We start from the raw sequence: 16,869 nt of genomic DNA on the forward strand, positions 1-16,869 counted from the left end.
TGTGAGGGTGGAATCGGCCCGAATGCTGCAGACCCGACAGCGTAGCGCAAAGCGACGGGCGCCGGTATCGGTGCCTGCCGCCTGCCGCACTCCGCTTGCTAACCACCCGCGAGCCACTCGTTAGCCACCCGCAAGCCACCTCTTGGGGCAAGGCGCCGGCGCCAGCCTGCCCGCGCGGCTATCGCCCGCCTGCGTCCTCGCCCTGCGACGCCCAGCCCGGCTTCATGCGCAGGCCGAAGCTGCTGCGCGGCTGGGCCTCGCGTTCGGGGCGCAGCGAATACTGGTCGTGATTGCCCTGGGAAGACGGCTGCGCCGCCTGCTGGACGGCCTGCGAAGTGGGCGTGCTGCTGCCCGCGCGGGGCGCAGGCTTGCCCGCCGCGCGGGCCTCGCTGGCAGGCTGCTCGGACGTGCCCGCCAGCGCCGCCTGGGTGGCCACGCCGGCGCACAGCGCCAGGAGAAAGAAGGGGATAAGGGGTTTCTGGATCACTGTCACTCGGCGGCGCGGCAAGGGGTTGCCCGGCGCTTGCCGCCAGTTGCTCAAGCCCCCATTGTCTCAGCTAGCGGGGCCGCCGGGTAGATCGCCCCCGGCGGCCCGCGCGGACTGCCCTATTACGACGCCGCCACGCGCCGTCCGGGGGCGCCTTCATGGCCATCCGCATCACCCGATGCGACCCTGGCCGATACCGCGCTCCCCGCCTTGCCGCGCGCCAGCACCGGCGCCAGCGCCGCGCCGGTATGGCTGGCCTTGACCTTCACCAGCCCTTCAGGATCGGTCGCGGCAACGATGGCGCCGCCGGCAACGCCACCCTCGGGCCCAAGATCGATAATCCAGTCCGCCTCGGCAATCACATCGAGATCATGCTCGATCACCACCACGCTGTGGCCGCCATCGGCCAGCCGGTGCAGCACGCGGATCAGCTTGGCCACGTCGGCCATGTGCAGGCCCACGGTGGGCTCGTCCAGCACGTACAGCGTGTGCGGCGCCTGCTGCCCGCGGCGGGTGATGTCGTCACGCACCTTGGACAGCTCGGTCACCAGCTTGATGCGCTGCGCCTCGCCGCCGGACAGCGTTGGCGACGGCTGGCCCAGCGTGAGATAGCCCAGCCCCACGTCCTTCATCAACTGCAGCGGGTGCGCGATATTGGACATGGCGGAGAAGAACTCCACCGCCTCGTCGATCTCCATGGTCAGCACGTCGCCGATGTTCTTGCCGCGCCAGGTGACCGCCAGCGTCTCCGGGTTGAAGCGCTGGCCGTGGCACACGTCGCACGGGACCTTCACGTCGGGCAGGAAGCTCATGCCGATGGTGCGCACGCCCTGCCCTTCGCACGCCGGGCAGCGCCCGTCGCCGGTGTTGAACGAGAAGCGCGAGGCGGAGTAGCCACGCGCCTTGGCTTCCAGCGTCTGCGCGAACAGCTTGCGGATGGTGTCCCACACGCCGATATAGGTGGCCGGGCACGAGCGCGGCGTCTTGCCGATCGGGGTCTGGTCCACTTCCAGCACGCGGTCGATGCTCTCGAAGCCGGTGATGCCCTCGCAGCCCTGCCAGTCGTGCGTGACATCGAGCTTGCGGCGTGGCGTGGCGGCCGCGGCCGCCCTGGTCCTGGCTGCGTTGGCCGCATCGGCGCCGGCGGCCTTGCGCGCGCGGCGCGTGGCCGGCGAGGACATCACCGAGCGGCCCACCGCGTCGAGCAGGTTGGTCATCAGCACATCGCGCGCCAGCGTGGACTTGCCCGAGCCGGACACGCCGGTGATGGCCACCAGCCGCGCGAGCGGGATGCCGACGGTGACGTCGCGCAGGTTGTGCAGCGAGGCGCCGTGCACGGTCAGCCATTGCGCCGGCACCGCTTCGCGGCCCTTGCCTTCGGGCCGCACTGCGCGGCGCGGCTGCAGCGGGTGCTGGATCGGCCGGGCCAGGAACTGGCCGGTGAGCGAATCGGCGCTGGCCGACAACGCCGCCACCCCGCCCTGCGCCACCAGCGTGCCGCCGCGCTTGCCGGCGCCGGGGCCGATGTCGATGATGTGGTCGGCGCGGCGGATGGTGTCTTCGTCGTGCTCCACCACCACCAGCGTATTGCCCTTCTCGCCGAGCTTGCGCAGCGCGTCGAGCAGGATCTGGTTGTCGCGCGGATGCAGGCCGATGGTTGGCTCGTCGAGCACGTAGCACACACCCTGCAGGTTGCTGCCGAGCTGCGCGGCCAGGCGGATGCGCTGCGCCTCGCCGCCGGACAGGCTGGGCGCGGCGCGGTCCAGGCTGAGGTAGCCCAGGCCCACTTCTTCGAGGAACTGCAGGCGGCTGCGGATCTCGCTCACCACGTCGCGCGCGATCTCGGCGTCGCGCCCGGCCAGGCGCAGCGTCTGCACCCAGCGGTGGGTGTCCGACACCGTCCACTGCGCCACGTCAGTGATGGCGTGCGCGTCGAAGGTGACCGCGCGCGCCACCGGGTTCAGGCGCGTGCCGCCGCAGTCCGGGCACGGCAGGTCGGCCACGTCGTCGGGCTCCTGCTGCTCGGAGGGCAAGGTCTGCTCGCGGCCGCGGTTGTCGTCGGCCATGACGGTGTCGTCGAAGGCCGCGCGCTGCTCCCGCGTGAGCGTGAGGCCGGTGCCCACGCAACTGGTGCACCAGCCGTGCTTGCTGTTGTAGGAGAACAGGCGCGGGTCCAGTTCCGGATAGCTGGTGCTGCACACCGGGCAGGCGCGCTTGGTGGAGAACACCGTGGTGGCGCCGATGCCGCGCGTGCCGCCGTTGCCCATGGCATGTTCCAGCCCGTCGAGCGGAGCCAGCAGGTGCATCACGCCCTTGCCCGCTTCGAGCGCCTGGCCGAGCAGCGCGCGCAGCGCGGCTTCATTCTCCGCCGACACTTTGATGTCGCCGACCGGCAGCTCGATGGTGTGCTCGCGGAAACGGTCCAGGCGCGGCCACGGATCGACCGGCAGGAATTCGCCGTCCACGCGCAGGTGCGTGTTGCCGCGCGCCTTGGCCCACTTGGCGAGGTCGGTGTAGACGCCCTTGCGGTTGACCACCAGCGGCGCCAGCAGCCCCACGTGCTGGCCCTTGTAGTCGCGCAGCAATTGCGCGGCGATGGACTCGGGGCTTTGCGAAGTGACCGGCGTGCCGTCGTGGATGCAATGCTGGATGCCCAGCTTCACGTACATCAGGCGCAGGAAGTGCCAGACCTCGGAGGTGGTCGCCACCGTGCTCTTGCGCCCGCCGCGCGACAGGCGCTGCTCGATCGCCACCGTGGGTGGAATGCCGTACACCGCATCCACCTCGGGGCGCCCGGCCGGCTGCACGATGGAGCGCGCGTAGGCGTTGAGCGATTCGAGATAGCGGCGCTGCCCTTCATGGAACAGGATGTCGAAGGCCAGCGTGGACTTGCCCGAGCCGGACACGCCCGTGACCACGTTGAACTTGCCGTGCGGGATATCGACGTTGAGCGCCTTGAGGTTGTGTTCGTGCGCATTGACGATGCGCACCACGTCCTCGCCCTCCACGGCGCGGCGCTCGCGCGCGGCGCGCAGCGCGGCCTGCAGCGGCACGCCTTCGTCTTCCAGGGCGAAGGCGTGGCCGATGGCGCGATCGTAGTGCAGCAGCGCCTGGCCGGTATGGGAGCTGGCGCACTTGCGCACGTCCTGCGGCGTGCCCACGCACAGCACCTCGCCGCCGGCGTCGCCGCCCTCGGGGCCGAGGTCGATGATCCAGTCGGCCGCGCGCACCACGTCGAGGTTGTGCTCGATCACGATCAGCGAGTGGCCGCCGTCGAGCAGCTTGCCGAACGCGCGCATCAGCTTGGCGATGTCGTCGAAATGCAGGCCGGTGGTGGGCTCGTCGAACATGAACAGCCGGCCTTCGTGCGCCAGCGGCTTGTTGCGCGACGACATGGCGCTCTGCGCGGTCTCGGCCAGGTAGCCGGCCAGCTTGAGGCGCTGCGCCTCGCCGCCGGACAGCGTGGGCACGGGCTGGCCCAGCTTCACGTACTCCAGGCCCACATCGACGATGGGCTGCAGCACGCGCAGCACCGCCGCGTCGCCGGCGAACAGCGCCACCGCCTCGCTCACGGTCAGCTCCAGCACGTCGGCCACGCTCAGCAGGCGCGCGGGCTCGCCCGGCAATGCGCGCTCGATCTTCACTTCGAGGATCTCGGCGCGGTAGCGGCGCCCATCGCAGTCGGGACAGCGCAGGTAGACGTCGGAGAGGAACTGCATCTCCACGTGCTCGAAGCCGGAGCCGCCGCAGGTGGGGCAGCGCCCGTCGCCCGAGTTGAAGCTGAACATGCCGGCGGTATAGCTGCGCTGCAGCGCCATCGGCGCCTTGGCGAACAGCTTGCGGATCTCGTCGAAGGCGCCGACGTAGCTGGCCGGGTTGGAGCGCGCGGTCTTGCCGATCGGCGACTGGTCGACGAAGACCACGTCGCTGACCTGCTCGGCGCCCGCCAGGTGGCGGAACGCGCCCGGCGCGTCGGTGGACTTGCCGAAATGGCGCGCCATGGCGGGATGCAGCACGTCCTGCAGCAGCGTGGACTTGCCCGAGCCGGACACGCCGGTCACGCACACCAGGCGCTGCAGCGGGATCTCCACGGTGACGTCGCGCAGGTTGTGCTCGGTGGCGCCTTCCAGCACGATGCGCGGCGTGGTGCTGTCCACCGGGCGCGGCGCCCAGGCGGAAAGATCGGTCACCTGGCGGCGCCCCGCGAGATACTCGCCGGTGAGCGTGCCGGAGGCGCGGATATCGCCCGGCGTGCCGTCATAGATGATATTGCCGCCGCGCTCGCCGGGGCCGGGGCCCATGTCGATCAGGCGGTCGGCGGCCAGCATCACGGAAGGGTCGTGCTCCACCACCACCAGCGTGTTGCCGGCGTCGCGCAGGCGCTGCATGGCCTCGACGATGCGGTTGAGGTCGCGCGGGTGCAGGCCGATGCTGGGCTCGTCGAGCACGAACAGCGTCTTCACCAGCGAAGTGCCCAGCGCCGTGGTCAGGTTGATGCGCTGCACCTCGCCGCCGGACAGCGTGCGGCTCTGGCGGTCCAGCGTAAGGTAGCCCAGGCCCACGTCGCACAGGTATTTCAGGCGCGTGCGCACTTCGGCCAGCAGCAGCTTGAGCGCGTCGTCGAGCATCAGGCTCGGCAGCGTGAGCTCATCGAAGAATTTGCGGATGCGCTCGATCGGCATCAGCATCAGGTCGTGCACGGTCAGGCCCGGCAGCGCCTCGAGCTGGCCGCGCTCCCAGTCCACGCCACGCGGCAGGAAGCGCCGCGCGGGGGCGCACACCGCATCGGCGCCGGCCTTGCTGCCCAGGCGCCACAACAGCGCCTCGGTCTTCAGGCGCGCGCCGCCGCAGGTCTCGCACGGGGTGTAGCTGCGGTACTTCGACAGCAGCACGCGGATATGCATCTTGTAGGCCTTCGACTCGAGGTAGTCGAAGAAGCGCTTGACGCCGTACCAGTGCGTGTTCCACTTGCCGTTCCAGTCGGGCGAACCGTCGATGACCCAGGCGCGCTCGGCCGCGGTGAGGCTGGACCACGCTACGTCGCGCGGGATGCCGGCCTTGGCCGCGTAGCGCATCAGGTCGTCCTGGCATTCCTTCCAGGCCGGCGTCTGCATCGGCTTGATGGCGCCGTCGCGCAGGCTCTTGCGCTCGTCCGGGATCACCAGGCCGAGGTCGACGCCGATCACGCGGCCGAAGCCGCGGCAGGTCTCGCAGGCGCCGTAGGCGGAGTTGAACGAGAACAGCGCCGGTTGCGGGTCGGCGTAGCGGATATCGCTTTCCGGGCTGTGCAGGCCGGTGGAGAAGCGCCACACCTGCGGCTCGGCGGCGGCGGTGTCGTCGCCGCCGGCGTTCAGCACATAGACGTTGACGCGGCCAGCGCCACGCTTGAGCGAGGCCTCGATGGCCTCGAGCGCGCGCACCTTTTCCGTGTTGCCCAGGCGGAAGCGGTCGGCCACCACATCGAGCACCTTGCGCGGGCCGGTGGGCGACTCGACCACGCGCTGCGCCTGCACGCGCGTGTAGCCGCTCACCGACAGCCACTGCTCGATCTCGGCCTCGGTGGTGGTCTCCGGCAGCTCCACCGGGAAGGTCACCACCAGGCGCGGGTCGTCCTGCGCGGCGCGCGCCTGCAGCTCGGCGTAGATGGTCTCGGGCGAGTCGTGGCGCACCGGCTGCGCGGTCTTGCGGTCGAACAGCTCGGCCGCGCGCGCGTAGAGCAGCTTCAAGTGATCGTTCAGCTCGGTCATGGTGCCGACCGTGGAGCGCGAGCTGCGCACCGGGTTGGTCTGGTCGATGGCGATGGCCGGCGGCACGCCGTCCACGCGGTCCACCTGCGGCCGGTCCATGCGGTCGAGGAACTGGCGCGCGTAGGCGCTGAAGGTCTCGACGTAGCGGCGCTGCCCTTCGGCATAGAGCGTGTCGAACACCAGGCTCGACTTGCCCGACCCGGACGGTCCCGTCACCACGGTCATTTCACCGGTGTGCAGGTCGAGGTCGAGATTCTTGAGATTGTGCTGACGGGCTCCGCGGATGCGGATGACACCGGATGACATGGATTGCGTCCTTATGACTTGCGGTTTGCGGGCGGCTTGCGGGGGCTTGAGACGGAAAGCCGGCCGCGCAGGCGAGTGGCGCCGGCGCCACGCTGCACGCGGTATGGATACGGTCAGGCCGCTATCCTATCCCGAAGGGCGGCAGCGTGCCGCGCCCCAGCGTGTGGCGCTGACATCTCCTGACAGTACGCTGTCAGGAGGAAATGGGGACGAATACGCGAAAAGGAAGCGTGGCGGCGCCGCCCGCAGCCCGCGGAAGCCGCAAAAGCCGCAAAAGCCGCAACACAGCCGGAATCCAGGCGGAACTCAGCTTTCTTCCCTGGGCATCTGCGAGACGACGAACTCATGCTCGGCGGTGTTCAGCGTCGAGACCCGCCATTCCACCGCTTGCCGGTGGAAGGAAAACGCCACGCGGTGGATCCGCATCAGCGGCGCGCCCGGCTCCACCCCCAGCAGGGCCTGCTCCCGCTCGGTCGCCAGCACCGAGCGCAGGCGCTCTTCGGTCTGGATCACGTTGACCCCGAAGGCTTCCTGGTAGAAGTTGTACAGCGTATTGGGCCGGCCGCGCAGCATCGCCTCGCCCAGGCCGGGAAACAAGCGCTCCGGCAGCACGATGTCGTCGATCATCACGGGACGTTCGTCCAGCGACAGCACGTTGGTGAAGTGCAACGCGCGCTCGCCGGCCTCGAGCCCGAGCAACGCGCATACGCTCTTGTCGGCCCTGGCCTTGCGGAACGACTCCAGCTCCACCGTCGGGTAGCCGCGATGGCCGTCCTCGTGGATCACCTTGAAGAAGCGGAAGAAATGATCGTCGCGCCGGTGCGTGGCGACGAAGGTGCCGCGGCCCTGATGCCGGATCAGCAGGTTCTCCGCCACCAGTTCGTCGATGGCCTTGCGCAGCGTGCCGATGGACACGCCGAAGCGTTCGACCAGTTTCTTCTCCGACGGTATCGCTTCGCCGGGCTTCCATTCGCCGTCCGCCAGCGCCTGCAGCGCTTGCCGTTTCACGTCCTTGTACAGCACGCCGCCGGGGGGAGGGATATCTCGCAGGTTGCTCATGGCTTGGTGATATTTCTGGATACATCGAATGTACCAGAGATTCACTCATACAACTCATACATATGACATAGTTGACATGAAGGAATTCCCCTCCTATTCTTTGCTTCATCGGTCGCCGCCCAAAACATGCTGCGCCGTAACAAAACCCACAGGAGGAGCAATGATTCACGTTGTGCTGCACGATGCAAAAGACACCGTCGCCGTCGCGGTGGTCGAGGGGATCCAGGCCGGGACCGAGCTGAACGCCTGGATCATGGACGAGGACAAGATCATCTCGGTGGTGGCCAAGCAGGCCATCCCGATCGGGCACAAGGTGGCGCTGCGCGACATGGGCGTGGGCGAGACGGTCTACAAGTACGGCATCGACATCGGCAAGGTGGTCGCCGCCATCAAGGCCGGCGACCATGCCCATGTCCACAACATCAAGACCAAGCGCTGGTAAGCCGCGCCCGCCTTCCCCGCTCGTCCCCCGTACAACATACCGAGAGAACATCCAATGTCCGTCATCGACAACCAGACCACCTTCCGGGGCTATCGCCGCGACAACGGCCGCGTCGGCGTGCGCAACCACGTCATCATCCTGCCGCTGGACGACCTCTCCAACGCCGCGGCCGAAGCCGTCGCCGTCGCCATCAAGGGCACCATGGCGATCCCGCACCCGTACGGCCGCCTGCAGTTCGGGCCCGACCTCGACCTGCACTTCCGCACCCTGATCGGCGCGGGCAGCAATCCCAACGTGGCCGCCGTCGTGGTGATCGGTATCGAAGACGGATGGACCAAGAAGGTGGTGGACGGTATCGCCAGGACCGGCAAGCCGGTGGTGGGCTTCGGCATCGAAGGCCACGGCGACCACGACACCATCATGCGCGCCTCGCGGGCCGCCAAGGAGTTCGTGCAGTACGCCACCGCGCTGGAACGCGTGGAATGCCCGATCAGCGACCTGTGGGTGTCGACCAAGTGCGGCGAGTCCGATACCACCTCCGGCTGCGGCGCCAACCCGACCGTCGGCAACGCCTTCGACAAGCTGCACCCGCTCGGCACCACGCTGGTGTTCGGCGAGACCTCCGAACTCACCGGCGGCGAGCACATCGTGGCCGCGCGCTGCGCCAATGCCAAGGTCCGCGAAGAGTTCATGATGATGTTCAACCGCTACCAGGGCATGATCGACCGCTGGAAGACCACCGACCTGTCCGAGTCGCAGCCGACCAAGGGCAATATCGCTGGCGGCCTGACCACCATCGAGGAAAAGGCGCTGGGCAACATCCAGAAGATCGGCAAGAAGTGCACCGTCGACGGCGTGCTGGACAAGGCCGAGGAACCGACCGGCCCCGGGCTCTGGTTCATGGACTCCTCCTCCGCCGCCGCCGAAATGGTCACGCTGTGCGCCGCCGCGGGCTATGTCGTGCACTTCTTCCCGACCGGCCAGGGCAATGTCATCGGCAACCCGATCGTGCCGGTCATCAAGCTGTGCGCCAATCCGCGCACCGTGCGCCTGATGAGCGAGCACATGGACGTGGACTGCTCCGGCCTGCTGCAGCGCGAGCAGACGCTGGACGAGACCGGCGACAAGCTGCTCGAATGCATGATGGCCACCATCAACGGGCGCTGGACCGCCGCCGAGGCGCTGGGCCACCGCGAGTTCGTGCTCACGCGCATCCACGAGTCCGCCTGATGAAACAGGTCTGCATCAGCGAGTTCATGGACGCCGATGCGGTGGCGGTGCTGGACCGTTGCGTCCGGCTGCGCTACCAGCCGGACTGGGTCGACCAGCGCGATGCCCTGCTCGGCGCGCTGGGACAGGCCGATGCGCTGATCGTGCGCAACCGCACCCGGGTCGACACCGAGCTGCTCGACGCCGCCCCGGCGTTGCGCGTGGTCGGCCGGCTCGGGGTGGGGCTCGACAATATCGACGTCAGGTCCTGCGAGGCGCGCGGCATCCGCGTGATCCCCGCCACCGGCGCCAACGCGCGCTCGGTGGCCGAGTACGTGGTCACGACCGCGCTGCTGCTGATGCGCGGGGCCTACCTGAGCCACGCCGGCATGGTGGCAGGCAAGTGGCCGCGCGCGCGCCTGTCCGAAGGCCATGAAGCCCTCGGCAGGACGCTCGGGCTGGTCGGCTTCGGCGATATCGGCCGGCTGACGGCGCGGCTCGCCACGGCGCTGGGCATGCGGGTGGTGGCGCACGACCCGATGTTGCCCGGCGACCATCCGGCGTGGCGCGAGACCGGCGCGACCCCGCTGGCACTGGAGGCATTGCTGGCCACCGCCGACGCGGTGAGCCTGCACGTGCCGCTGGTGCCGGCCACGCGCCACCTGATCGACGCGAAGCGCCTGCGCGCCATGAAACGCGGCGCGGTCCTCATCAACACCGCGCGCGGCGGGGTGGTCGACGAGGCCGCGCTGGCGGCGGCGCTGCACGAGGGCTGGCTGGCGGGCGCGGCGCTCGACGTCTTCGAGACGGAACCGCTGGGCGCCGCCAGCGTGCTGGCCGACGCGCCGAACCTGGTGCTGACGCCGCATATCGCCGGCGTCAGCCACGAGGCCAACGTGCGCGTATCGATGATGATCGCGGACGCGGTCAGGAACGCACTGGGAGTCACCGTATGACGATGTATCGTGCAGAAGAACTGGTACGCCGCGCCACGCAGGCCCTGCGCCATGCCGGCGCCGGCGCGGCGCAGGCCGAACCGACCGCGCGCGCGCTGGTGCAGGCTGACCTCGCCGGCCTGCCCTCGCACGGCGTGTCGCGCGTGCCCATGTACGTGGCGCACCTGCGCCACCGGCGCGTCAACGGCGACGCGCAGCCCGTCATCGCGCGGCAGACGCCGGGCTCCACGCTGGTCGATGCGCAGGCGGGCTTTGCCTTTCCCGCCTGCGCGCTGGCCGTGTCGGCCGCCGTGGCGAGCGCGCGCGAATGCGGCATCGGCGCCGGCGTGGTGACCAACAGCCATCACTTCGGCGCGGCGGCGCTGCATCTCGATCCCGTGGCGCAGGCCGGCATGATCGGCATCGCCATGGGCAATTCGCCCGCGGCCATGCCCGCCTGGGGCGGCAGCAAACCCCTGTTCGGCACCAATCCGATCGCCGCGGTGTTCCCGCGCAAGGATGCCGAGCCGCTGGTCATCGACCTGTCGCTGTCCGAGGTGGCGCGCGGCAAGATCATGGTCGCGGCCAAGCAGGGCAAGCCCATTCCCCTGGGCTGGGCGCTCGATGCCGAAGGCAGGCCCACCACCGACGCCCAGGCCGCCTTGCGCGGCTCGATGCTGCCGGCGGGCGGCGTCAAGGGCGCCATGCTGGCCCTGATGGTGGAACTGCTGATCGTGTCGCTGGCCGGCGCCCGCTTTGGCGCGGAAGCCGACTCGTTCTTCGAGGACGCGGGCAACCAGCCGCGTATCGGCCAGTTGTTCCTGGCCTTCAACCCGGCCGGCTTCGCCGGCGACGCCACTTACCACGCCCGGCTCGAAACCCTGATCGCGGCTATGCTGTCGGACCGCGGCACGCGCGTGCCCGGCGCGCGGCGCACCGACGCGCAGGCGCGCGCGCGCGAGCACGGCATCGACATTCCGGAAGCCCTCGACAAGGAGCTGCAAACCCTCTCGCAAGCCTGACCGCACAACATGCACGGCGCCCGCCAGAAGGCGCCGGTCCCACCCCAGGAGACAACATGAATTGCACCTTCGTCCGACGCATTGCCGGCTCGTCGCTGGTACTGCTTGCGCTGCTGGCGGTACCGGCCGGCGCGAGCAACGCGCCCGCACCCTTCCCGGCCAAGCCGGTCCGCTATGTCGTGCCGTTTGCAGCAGGCGGCCTGACCGACATCTCGGCGCGGCAGGTCGGCCAGTACCTGGCCGAGGAATGGAAGCAGCCGGTGGTGGTGGAGAACAAGCCTGGCGGCAACGCGAATATCGGCGCGGCGGAAGTCGCCCGCGCCGGCGCGGACGGCTATACCTGGCTGGCGGTGACGCTGGCGCATTCGTCCAATGTGTCGCTGTTCCCGCGCCTGCCCTTCAATATGCAGAAGGACCTGGTGCCGGTCGCGCGCATCGCCTCGTCGCCGATGATGGTGGTGGTGCCGGCCAGCTCGCCGGTCAAGTCCCTCAAGGACCTCGCCGAAGCGGCGCGCAAGGGCCGCCTGAGCGCCGGCTCGAGCGGCAATGGGACGCCTCCGCACCTGGCGCTGGCGCTGTTCGAGCGGCTCAGCAAGACCAGCATCGTCCATGTGCCCTACAAGGGCGGCACCCCCTCCCTCACCGACCTGATCGGCGGGCAGATCGACGTGGTGTTCTCCAATTTCCCGGAATCGCTGCAGAACGTGAAGGGCGGCAAGCTGCGCGCCCTGGCCGTGACGACGCGCGAGCGCCATCCCTTGATGCCGGACGTGCCGACCGTGGCCGAGGCCGGCTTCCCGGATCTCATCGTCGAGAACTGGACCGGCCTGATGATGCCGGCGGGCACGCCGCAGGCAGTGATCGACAAGGTCGGCAACTCGGTGACGAAGATGCTGGAGGACAAGGGCGTGCGCGATCGCATCATCGCCAGCGGCTTCACGCCGGCGCCGCTGGCGAGCGCGGCCTTCGCGACCTACTTCAACAGTGAAGTCGCGCGCTGGGCCAGGCTGATCAAGGAACAGGACATCCACGCCGACTGACCCCGGCGCGTCCTCGCGGCGGGTATCACGAGGCTGTGCGCCGCGCGTGCACGGTCTGTGCCGGCTTGCCGCCGCGAATGGCCCCACTGTGCCGGAAGTATCCCTTGATGACGTCGGTGAATGCCGTGCGCGCATGTGTCGTGCGCTCCAGCAACCCTACGTGGCGCCACACGTCGATACCCTCGAGCGGCACCAGGCGCAGCAGGCTGTCGCCCTCCCACGTGACATTGGCAAGGCGCGGCACGATCGATACGCCAAAGCCCTGGCGAACCAGTTCGATGATCGCTTCGTTCGAGTTCAACTGCATGCTCTCATTCACCGTGACGCCACACCGGTCCAGTACCTCCTGCACCAGGTTGCCTGTCCACGTGCCCGGCTCGAAGCGGATGAAGGGCGCTTCGCGTAGGATCTCCATGCCCTCCCCGGGCAGGAAGAAATGCGGGTGGCGCGGCACGATCAGCACCATCGGCTCCGTGTACAGCTCGGTCCATACCAGGTTCGCGGCCAGGGCGCGCGGCGAGCGCGTAACCACCGCGGCGTCCAGTTCGCCCTGCTCGACCTTGAGGGCAAAAGCGGCCGAGAGGCCGGCGAACAGGCGCACGTCGAGCCGCGGGTGTTCCTGCTTGATGGTCCACAGTGCGTCGGCGAACGCGCCCATCAGCACCGACACCAGCGCGCCCACCAGCACCGTCCCCGACAGGCCGTCTTCCCGCCCGGCCGCAAGCGCCTCGTACCGCTGCACCAGCGCCTCGAGCTCCGGGACCATGCTGCGCCCGGCGGGATTGAGAATCGCGGCGCGCGCGCTGCGGTCAAACAACTGGCAGTTCAGGTCCTCCTCGAGCGCGCGGATCTGCAGCCCGACGGCCGCGGGCGTGAGTCCGACCTGCTTGCCCGCGGCTGCCAGCGTGCCGTACCGGGCCACTGCCAGGAAGGTCTTGATGGTACGGATGGAAGGCATCGGCGCGGCTCCAGGCAAGCGGCAAGCGGGATGCGCCTGCGCAAGAAGCGGCACGCGCGAACGCAAAGGTTTTCTTTATCTGGACAAGAGAATTACTAGCTTTTTGTTCGCAACGCAATCCGAAACAATACGAAAAGAAGAGCGAGCAGACCGGTCCCCGGCGCCCAAGGCCGCGGCGCACTGAACACCACCCCCGAGACGATCCCCATGACAACACTCAACGTTCGTGTATGGCGCGGCAATGAGGACGGCGAGTTCGTCGTCTACACGGTGCCGCGCAACGCCAGCCAGACCATCCTCGATGTGGTGACCTACATCCAGCGTCATCTCGAACCGGACCTGGGCTACCGCTTCGCATGCCGCGTCGGCATGTGCGGCTCCTGCGCCATGACCGTCAACGGCAAGGCTTGCTGGACCTGCCGCACGCACGTCGCGAAAGTCGCGAAAGGCAATGCGCTGGAGATCGCCCCGCTGTCGAACCTGCCGGTGATCAAGGACCTGGCGACGGACATGAGCACGTTCTTCGACAAGTGGGCTGCCGCGAAGGGACAGTTCAAGGGTGCGGCGACGCGGCACGACCCGTTCGCAAGCGTCGCGCCGGCCTCGCCCGAGCGCAAGGCCGCCGATGCCGGCATCGAGTGCATCGGCTGCGGGGTCTGCTACGCCTCCTGCGATGTGGTCGGCTGGCGCCCCGACTATCTCGGGCCGGCCGCGCTGAACCGCGCATGGACGCTGGTCAACGACGTGCGCGACGTGCGGGGCGCCGAGCGCCTGCGCGCGGTTGCCGGCGACGCCGGTTGCCACAGCTGCCACACGCAAGGCTCGTGCACCGAGCGATGCCCCAAGCAGCTTGCGCCGACCGCCGCCATCGCCGGCCTCAAGCACAAGGTCGCCAAGGCCGCCATGAAGGGGGAGCTATGAACGAGACCCTGTCGGTCGCCACCCAGGCCAGGCTCTGGTACTGGCAGCGCCTCAGCGCCATGGTGCTGGCACTGTGCGTGGTGGGGCATATCGCCGTGATCATGGTCGCCGTGCGTGGCGGCTTGTCCGGCGCCGAGGTGCTGGCGCGCACGCGCGGCAACTGGCTGTTCGGCGCCTTCTACGCCTGTTTCGTGCTGGCCTGTACCGTGCACGTGCCGGTCGGCCTGATGCGCATCGCCGAGGAATGGCTGGCCTGGCGCTCGCGCAGCGTGGTCGCCGCCGCGTGGCTGTTCGGCGCGTTGCTGGCCTGCGCCGGCCTGCGCGCGGTCTACGCGGTGGTGATGCCATGAAGAAGAACGACATGCGCGCGCGCAACCACGCCGCCTACTGGGCCTTCCTGATCCACCGGCTGTCGGGCCTCGGGCTCGCGCTTTTCCTGCCGCTGCACTTCTGGGCGCTCGGGCAAGCCATCCATGGCGAGGCGGCCCTCGACGGCTTCCTCAGGCTCGCCGACAACCCCTTGTTCAAGGCCGGCGAGTGGGGCCTGGTGATCCTGCTGTCGCTCCACCTGATGGGCGGCATCCGCCTGTTGCTGATCGAGTTCCGGCCATGGACCGGCCTGCGCAAGGACTGGATCGCGCTCAGTCTCGGCGCCGGGCTGTGCACTGGCCTGGCGTTCATGCTTTCGCTGTTTTCGTAGGCCGACCACGATGAGCGCCGCCGCATGAAGCGGCGCCATTTCCACCTGCACAAAAGGAGACCGCAATGACGTTGTCCGCATCATCCACAAGCCGCAGGATCTGGGCTTCGCTTAGCCTGTGCGCCGCCACGGCGCTCTGCGTCGGGAGCGCCCGCGCCGATACGTGGCCCAGCAAGCCGGTCACGATGATCGTTCCCTTCGCGGCGGGCGGCAGCACCGACGTGCTCGGACGCGTGGTCGGCCAGAAGCTGGGCGAAATGTGGAAGCAGAGCGTGGTGATCGAAAACCGGCTGGGCGCGGGCGGCGCGGTCGGCGCGCAGGTGACGGCAAAAGCCCCGGCCGACGGCTACACGATGATGCTGGCCTCCGGCAGCATGTTCACCGTCAACCAGTACATCTACCAGCGACTGCCCTATAGCGCGAGGGACTTCGCCTTCATCACCAGCGTGGCGAGCGGGCCCATGCTGGTGGTCGTGAACCCGGGCCTGCCCGCCAGGAACCTGAAGGAGCTGGTCGCGCTGGCGAAGTCGCAGCCGGGCAAGCTCAACTTCGGCTCCGCCGGCACCGGCAGCCAGGTCCACATGGCGGGCGAGGCGTTCGCCGATGCCGCCGGCGTCAATATCACGCACGTTCCCTACAAGGGCGAATCGCTGGCCTACAACGACCTGATGGCCGGGCAGCTCCAGCTGATGGTGGGCAATATCGCGGCCGCGTCGCAGTTCGTGAAGGGCGGCAAGCTGCGCGCGCTCGCGGTCACCGGCACCGAACGCTCGCCGATGCTGCCCGACGTGCCTACCGCGACCGAAGCCGGCCTCACGGGCCTGGAAAACGTCACGGGCTGGTTCGGCTTCGTCATGCCGGCCGGCACCCCGCCCGACATCCTCAGCAAGGTCCAGCAAGACACCGTCAAGGTGCTGGCCGATCCCGACACCCAGGCGCGCCTGCTTGCGCAGGGCATGAAGCCGGTCGGCAACACGCCGCAGCAACTGGGCACGGCCATCGCCGCGGAATCGCTGCGGTGGGAGAAGGTCGTCAGGAACCGCAACCTCACTGCCAACTGAGCGCCAACTGAGCGCCAACCTAGCGCCAGCCGGGCGCGAGACAAAACGCAGGACCGGCGCGCCGGCGAGCGCCGGCAACCATCGCAGCCAAGCATCGGGGACCAGCATGCAAATCAATCTTTCCGCCCTGGAGGACACGGCCAGGGAACTGTATATCCGCGCGCTGAAGATCCTGCCGCCCGACGTCAAGGCGGGCATCGGGCGCCTGCAGGCGCAGGAAACCTCGGCCACGGCGCGCAGCGTCCTGGCCACCATGAGCAAGAACATCGCCATTGCGGAGCAGACCGACAACCTGCTGTGCCAGGACACCGGCGTGCCGATCTACAACATGGTGATCGGCACCGGCGTCGCGGTCGACGGGCATGCATTCAAGCAGGCCATCCGCCGCGGCTGCGAGCGCGCCACGCGCGAACATCCGCTGCGCTCGTCGGTGGTGCACCCGCTGACGCGCCAGAACAACCATACCTCCTGCGGCATCGAGGTGCCGGTGATCCATATCGACTTCGACGACACGCCCGGCCGGCTGACGTTGGAGATGGTGCCCAAGGGCAGCGGCTCGGAGAACAACTCCTTCCTCAAGATGGCGATTCCCGCCGAGGGCATCGATGCGATCAAGACCTTCGTGATCGACAGCGTGATCGCCGCAGGCGGCAAGACCTGCCCGCCGACGATCGTCGGCGTCGGCCTGGGCGGCACTTCGGACCTGTGCGTGGCGCTCGCCAAGCGCGCCGCCACGCGCGCGCTCGGCACGCGCTGCGCCGACCCCGCGGGCGCGGCGCTGGAAGCCGAGCTGTCGCTGGCAGTCAACCGGCTCGGCGTGGGCCCGCAGGGCCTGGGCGGCGATGCGACCGCCTATGCGGTGCATATCGAGCTGGCCTCCACGCACATCACCATGAACCCCATCGCCGTCAACATGCAGTGCCACTCCGCGCGCCGCGCGAGTGCCACCTTCAGCGCTGACGGCGTCAGCTACGGATTCTGA

At 68.9% G+C, this 16,869-nt stretch carries 14 protein-coding genes; 10 read left to right on the forward strand and 4 right to left on the reverse strand.

The genetic code is table 11. The features are described from left to right. Positions 1-178: 178 nt before the first annotated feature. The 3 genes from AC1DKV_RS08255 to AC1DKV_RS08265 all read right to left on the reverse strand — a co-directional run bounded on the left by AC1DKV_RS08255 (position 179) and on the right by AC1DKV_RS08265 (position 7,599). Complete coding sequence (locus AC1DKV_RS08255) at positions 179-487, reverse strand: hypothetical protein (RefSeq protein ID WP_441613656.1); 309 nt, start codon at positions 485-487, stop codon at positions 179-181. Positions 488-609: 122 nt separating this feature from the next. Beyond that, positions 610-6,540 carry an excinuclease ABC subunit UvrA gene (uvrA, locus tag AC1DKV_RS08260; protein WP_441643139.1) on the reverse strand — a complete coding sequence of 1,977 codons (5,931 nt, stop codon included), beginning with the start codon at positions 6,538-6,540 and terminating at the stop codon, positions 610-612. Positions 6,541-6,846: 306 nt separating this feature from the next. Beyond that, a complete protein-coding gene (locus tag AC1DKV_RS08265) occupies positions 6,847-7,599 on the reverse strand; it encodes a GntR family transcriptional regulator (protein ID WP_441613658.1) in 753 nt (250 codons plus the stop codon). A 160-nt stretch (positions 7,600-7,759) separates the two neighbouring features. On the opposite strand from AC1DKV_RS08265, the gene AC1DKV_RS08270 reads away from it, so the two are divergent. Genes AC1DKV_RS08270 through AC1DKV_RS08290 form a run of 5 tightly spaced genes read left to right on the forward strand, consistent with a single transcriptional unit; the run spans position 7,760 to position 12,247 of the window. Continuing rightward, entirely contained in the window at positions 7,760-8,041 is a 282-nt protein-coding gene (locus tag AC1DKV_RS08270; protein WP_441613659.1) for a UxaA family hydrolase, read from the forward strand. A 54-nt stretch (positions 8,042-8,095) separates the two neighbouring features. Beyond that, positions 8,096-9,271, forward strand: coding sequence for a UxaA family hydrolase (locus AC1DKV_RS08275; protein WP_441613660.1), 1,176 nt, complete (start codon positions 8,096-8,098; stop codon positions 9,269-9,271). Next, positions 9,271-10,206, forward strand: coding sequence for a hydroxyacid dehydrogenase (locus AC1DKV_RS08280; RefSeq protein ID WP_441613661.1), 936 nt, complete (start codon positions 9,271-9,273; stop codon positions 10,204-10,206). The genes AC1DKV_RS08275 and AC1DKV_RS08280 overlap by 1 nt, the downstream gene beginning before the upstream one ends. Beyond that, a complete protein-coding gene (locus tag AC1DKV_RS08285) occupies positions 10,203-11,207 on the forward strand; it encodes an Ldh family oxidoreductase (RefSeq protein ID WP_441613662.1) in 1,005 nt (334 codons plus the stop codon). Before AC1DKV_RS08280 ends, AC1DKV_RS08285 begins: the two co-directional genes overlap by 4 nt. A 56-nt stretch (positions 11,208-11,263) precedes the next feature. Further along, the gene (locus AC1DKV_RS08290) at positions 11,264-12,247 is read left to right on the forward strand and encodes a Bug family tripartite tricarboxylate transporter substrate binding protein (RefSeq protein WP_441613663.1); all 984 of its coding nucleotides are present in this window, start codon (positions 11,264-11,266) and stop codon (positions 12,245-12,247) included. Between the two features lie 25 nt (positions 12,248-12,272). Here AC1DKV_RS08290 and AC1DKV_RS08295 read toward each other — a convergent pair whose 3' ends face one another. Beyond that, positions 12,273-13,205: a LysR family transcriptional regulator gene (locus AC1DKV_RS08295; RefSeq protein WP_441613664.1), complete on the reverse strand. Its 933-nt coding sequence runs from the start codon at positions 13,203-13,205 to the stop codon at positions 12,273-12,275. Between the two features lie 207 nt (positions 13,206-13,412). Here AC1DKV_RS08295 and AC1DKV_RS08300 point away from each other — a divergent pair, with 207 nt between their 5' ends. The 5 genes from AC1DKV_RS08300 (at position 13,413) to AC1DKV_RS08320 (ending at position 16,869) form a co-directional block, all read left to right on the forward strand. Then, positions 13,413-14,126, forward strand: a complete 714-nt coding sequence (locus AC1DKV_RS08300) for a succinate dehydrogenase/fumarate reductase iron-sulfur subunit (protein ID WP_441613665.1) — start codon at positions 13,413-13,415, stop codon at positions 14,124-14,126. Continuing rightward, positions 14,123-14,476: a succinate dehydrogenase gene (locus tag AC1DKV_RS08305; RefSeq protein ID WP_441613666.1), complete on the forward strand. Its 354-nt coding sequence runs from the start codon at positions 14,123-14,125 to the stop codon at positions 14,474-14,476. The genes AC1DKV_RS08300 and AC1DKV_RS08305 overlap by 4 nt, the downstream gene beginning before the upstream one ends. After that, positions 14,473-14,826, forward strand: coding sequence for a succinate dehydrogenase, cytochrome b556 subunit (sdhC, locus tag AC1DKV_RS08310; protein ID WP_441613667.1), 354 nt, complete (start codon positions 14,473-14,475; stop codon positions 14,824-14,826). The genes AC1DKV_RS08305 and sdhC overlap by 4 nt, the downstream gene beginning before the upstream one ends. 65 nt (positions 14,827-14,891) lie before the next feature. After that, positions 14,892-15,887, forward strand: coding sequence for a Bug family tripartite tricarboxylate transporter substrate binding protein (locus AC1DKV_RS08315; protein ID WP_441613668.1), 996 nt, complete (start codon positions 14,892-14,894; stop codon positions 15,885-15,887). 106 nt (positions 15,888-15,993) lie between these two features. Beyond that, positions 15,994-16,869 carry a fumarate hydratase gene (locus AC1DKV_RS08320; RefSeq protein ID WP_441613669.1) on the forward strand — a complete coding sequence of 292 codons (876 nt, stop codon included), beginning with the start codon at positions 15,994-15,996 and terminating at the stop codon, positions 16,867-16,869.

It is taken from the genome of Cupriavidus sp. 05T41, from assembly GCF_056396525.1.

What these genes read in the sequence shown, in the direction of transcription:
- uvrA (WP_441643139.1), bottom strand. Translation starts at nt 6,540, where the DNA reads ATGTCATCCGGTGTCATCCGCATCCGCGGAGCCCGTCAGCACAATCTC.
- AC1DKV_RS08265 (WP_441613658.1), bottom strand. Translation starts at nt 7,599, where the DNA reads ATGAGCAACCTGCGAGATATCCCTCCCCCCGGCGGCGTGCTGTACAAG.
- AC1DKV_RS08270 (WP_441613659.1), top strand. Translation starts at nt 7,760, where the DNA reads ATGATTCACGTTGTGCTGCACGATGCAAAAGACACCGTCGCCGTCGCG.
- AC1DKV_RS08275 (WP_441613660.1), top strand. Translation starts at nt 8,096, where the DNA reads ATGTCCGTCATCGACAACCAGACCACCTTCCGGGGCTATCGCCGCGAC.
- AC1DKV_RS08280 (WP_441613661.1), top strand. Translation starts at nt 9,271, where the DNA reads ATGAAACAGGTCTGCATCAGCGAGTTCATGGACGCCGATGCGGTGGCG.
- AC1DKV_RS08285 (WP_441613662.1), top strand. Translation starts at nt 10,203, where the DNA reads ATGACGATGTATCGTGCAGAAGAACTGGTACGCCGCGCCACGCAGGCC.
- AC1DKV_RS08290 (WP_441613663.1), top strand. Translation starts at nt 11,264, where the DNA reads ATGAATTGCACCTTCGTCCGACGCATTGCCGGCTCGTCGCTGGTACTG.
- AC1DKV_RS08295 (WP_441613664.1), bottom strand. Translation starts at nt 13,205, where the DNA reads ATGCCTTCCATCCGTACCATCAAGACCTTCCTGGCAGTGGCCCGGTAC.
- AC1DKV_RS08300 (WP_441613665.1), top strand. Translation starts at nt 13,413, where the DNA reads ATGACAACACTCAACGTTCGTGTATGGCGCGGCAATGAGGACGGCGAG.
- AC1DKV_RS08305 (WP_441613666.1), top strand. Translation starts at nt 14,123, where the DNA reads ATGAACGAGACCCTGTCGGTCGCCACCCAGGCCAGGCTCTGGTACTGG.
- sdhC (WP_441613667.1), top strand. Translation starts at nt 14,473, where the DNA reads ATGAAGAAGAACGACATGCGCGCGCGCAACCACGCCGCCTACTGGGCC.
- AC1DKV_RS08315 (WP_441613668.1), top strand. Translation starts at nt 14,892, where the DNA reads ATGACGTTGTCCGCATCATCCACAAGCCGCAGGATCTGGGCTTCGCTT.
- AC1DKV_RS08320 (WP_441613669.1), top strand. Translation starts at nt 15,994, where the DNA reads ATGCAAATCAATCTTTCCGCCCTGGAGGACACGGCCAGGGAACTGTAT.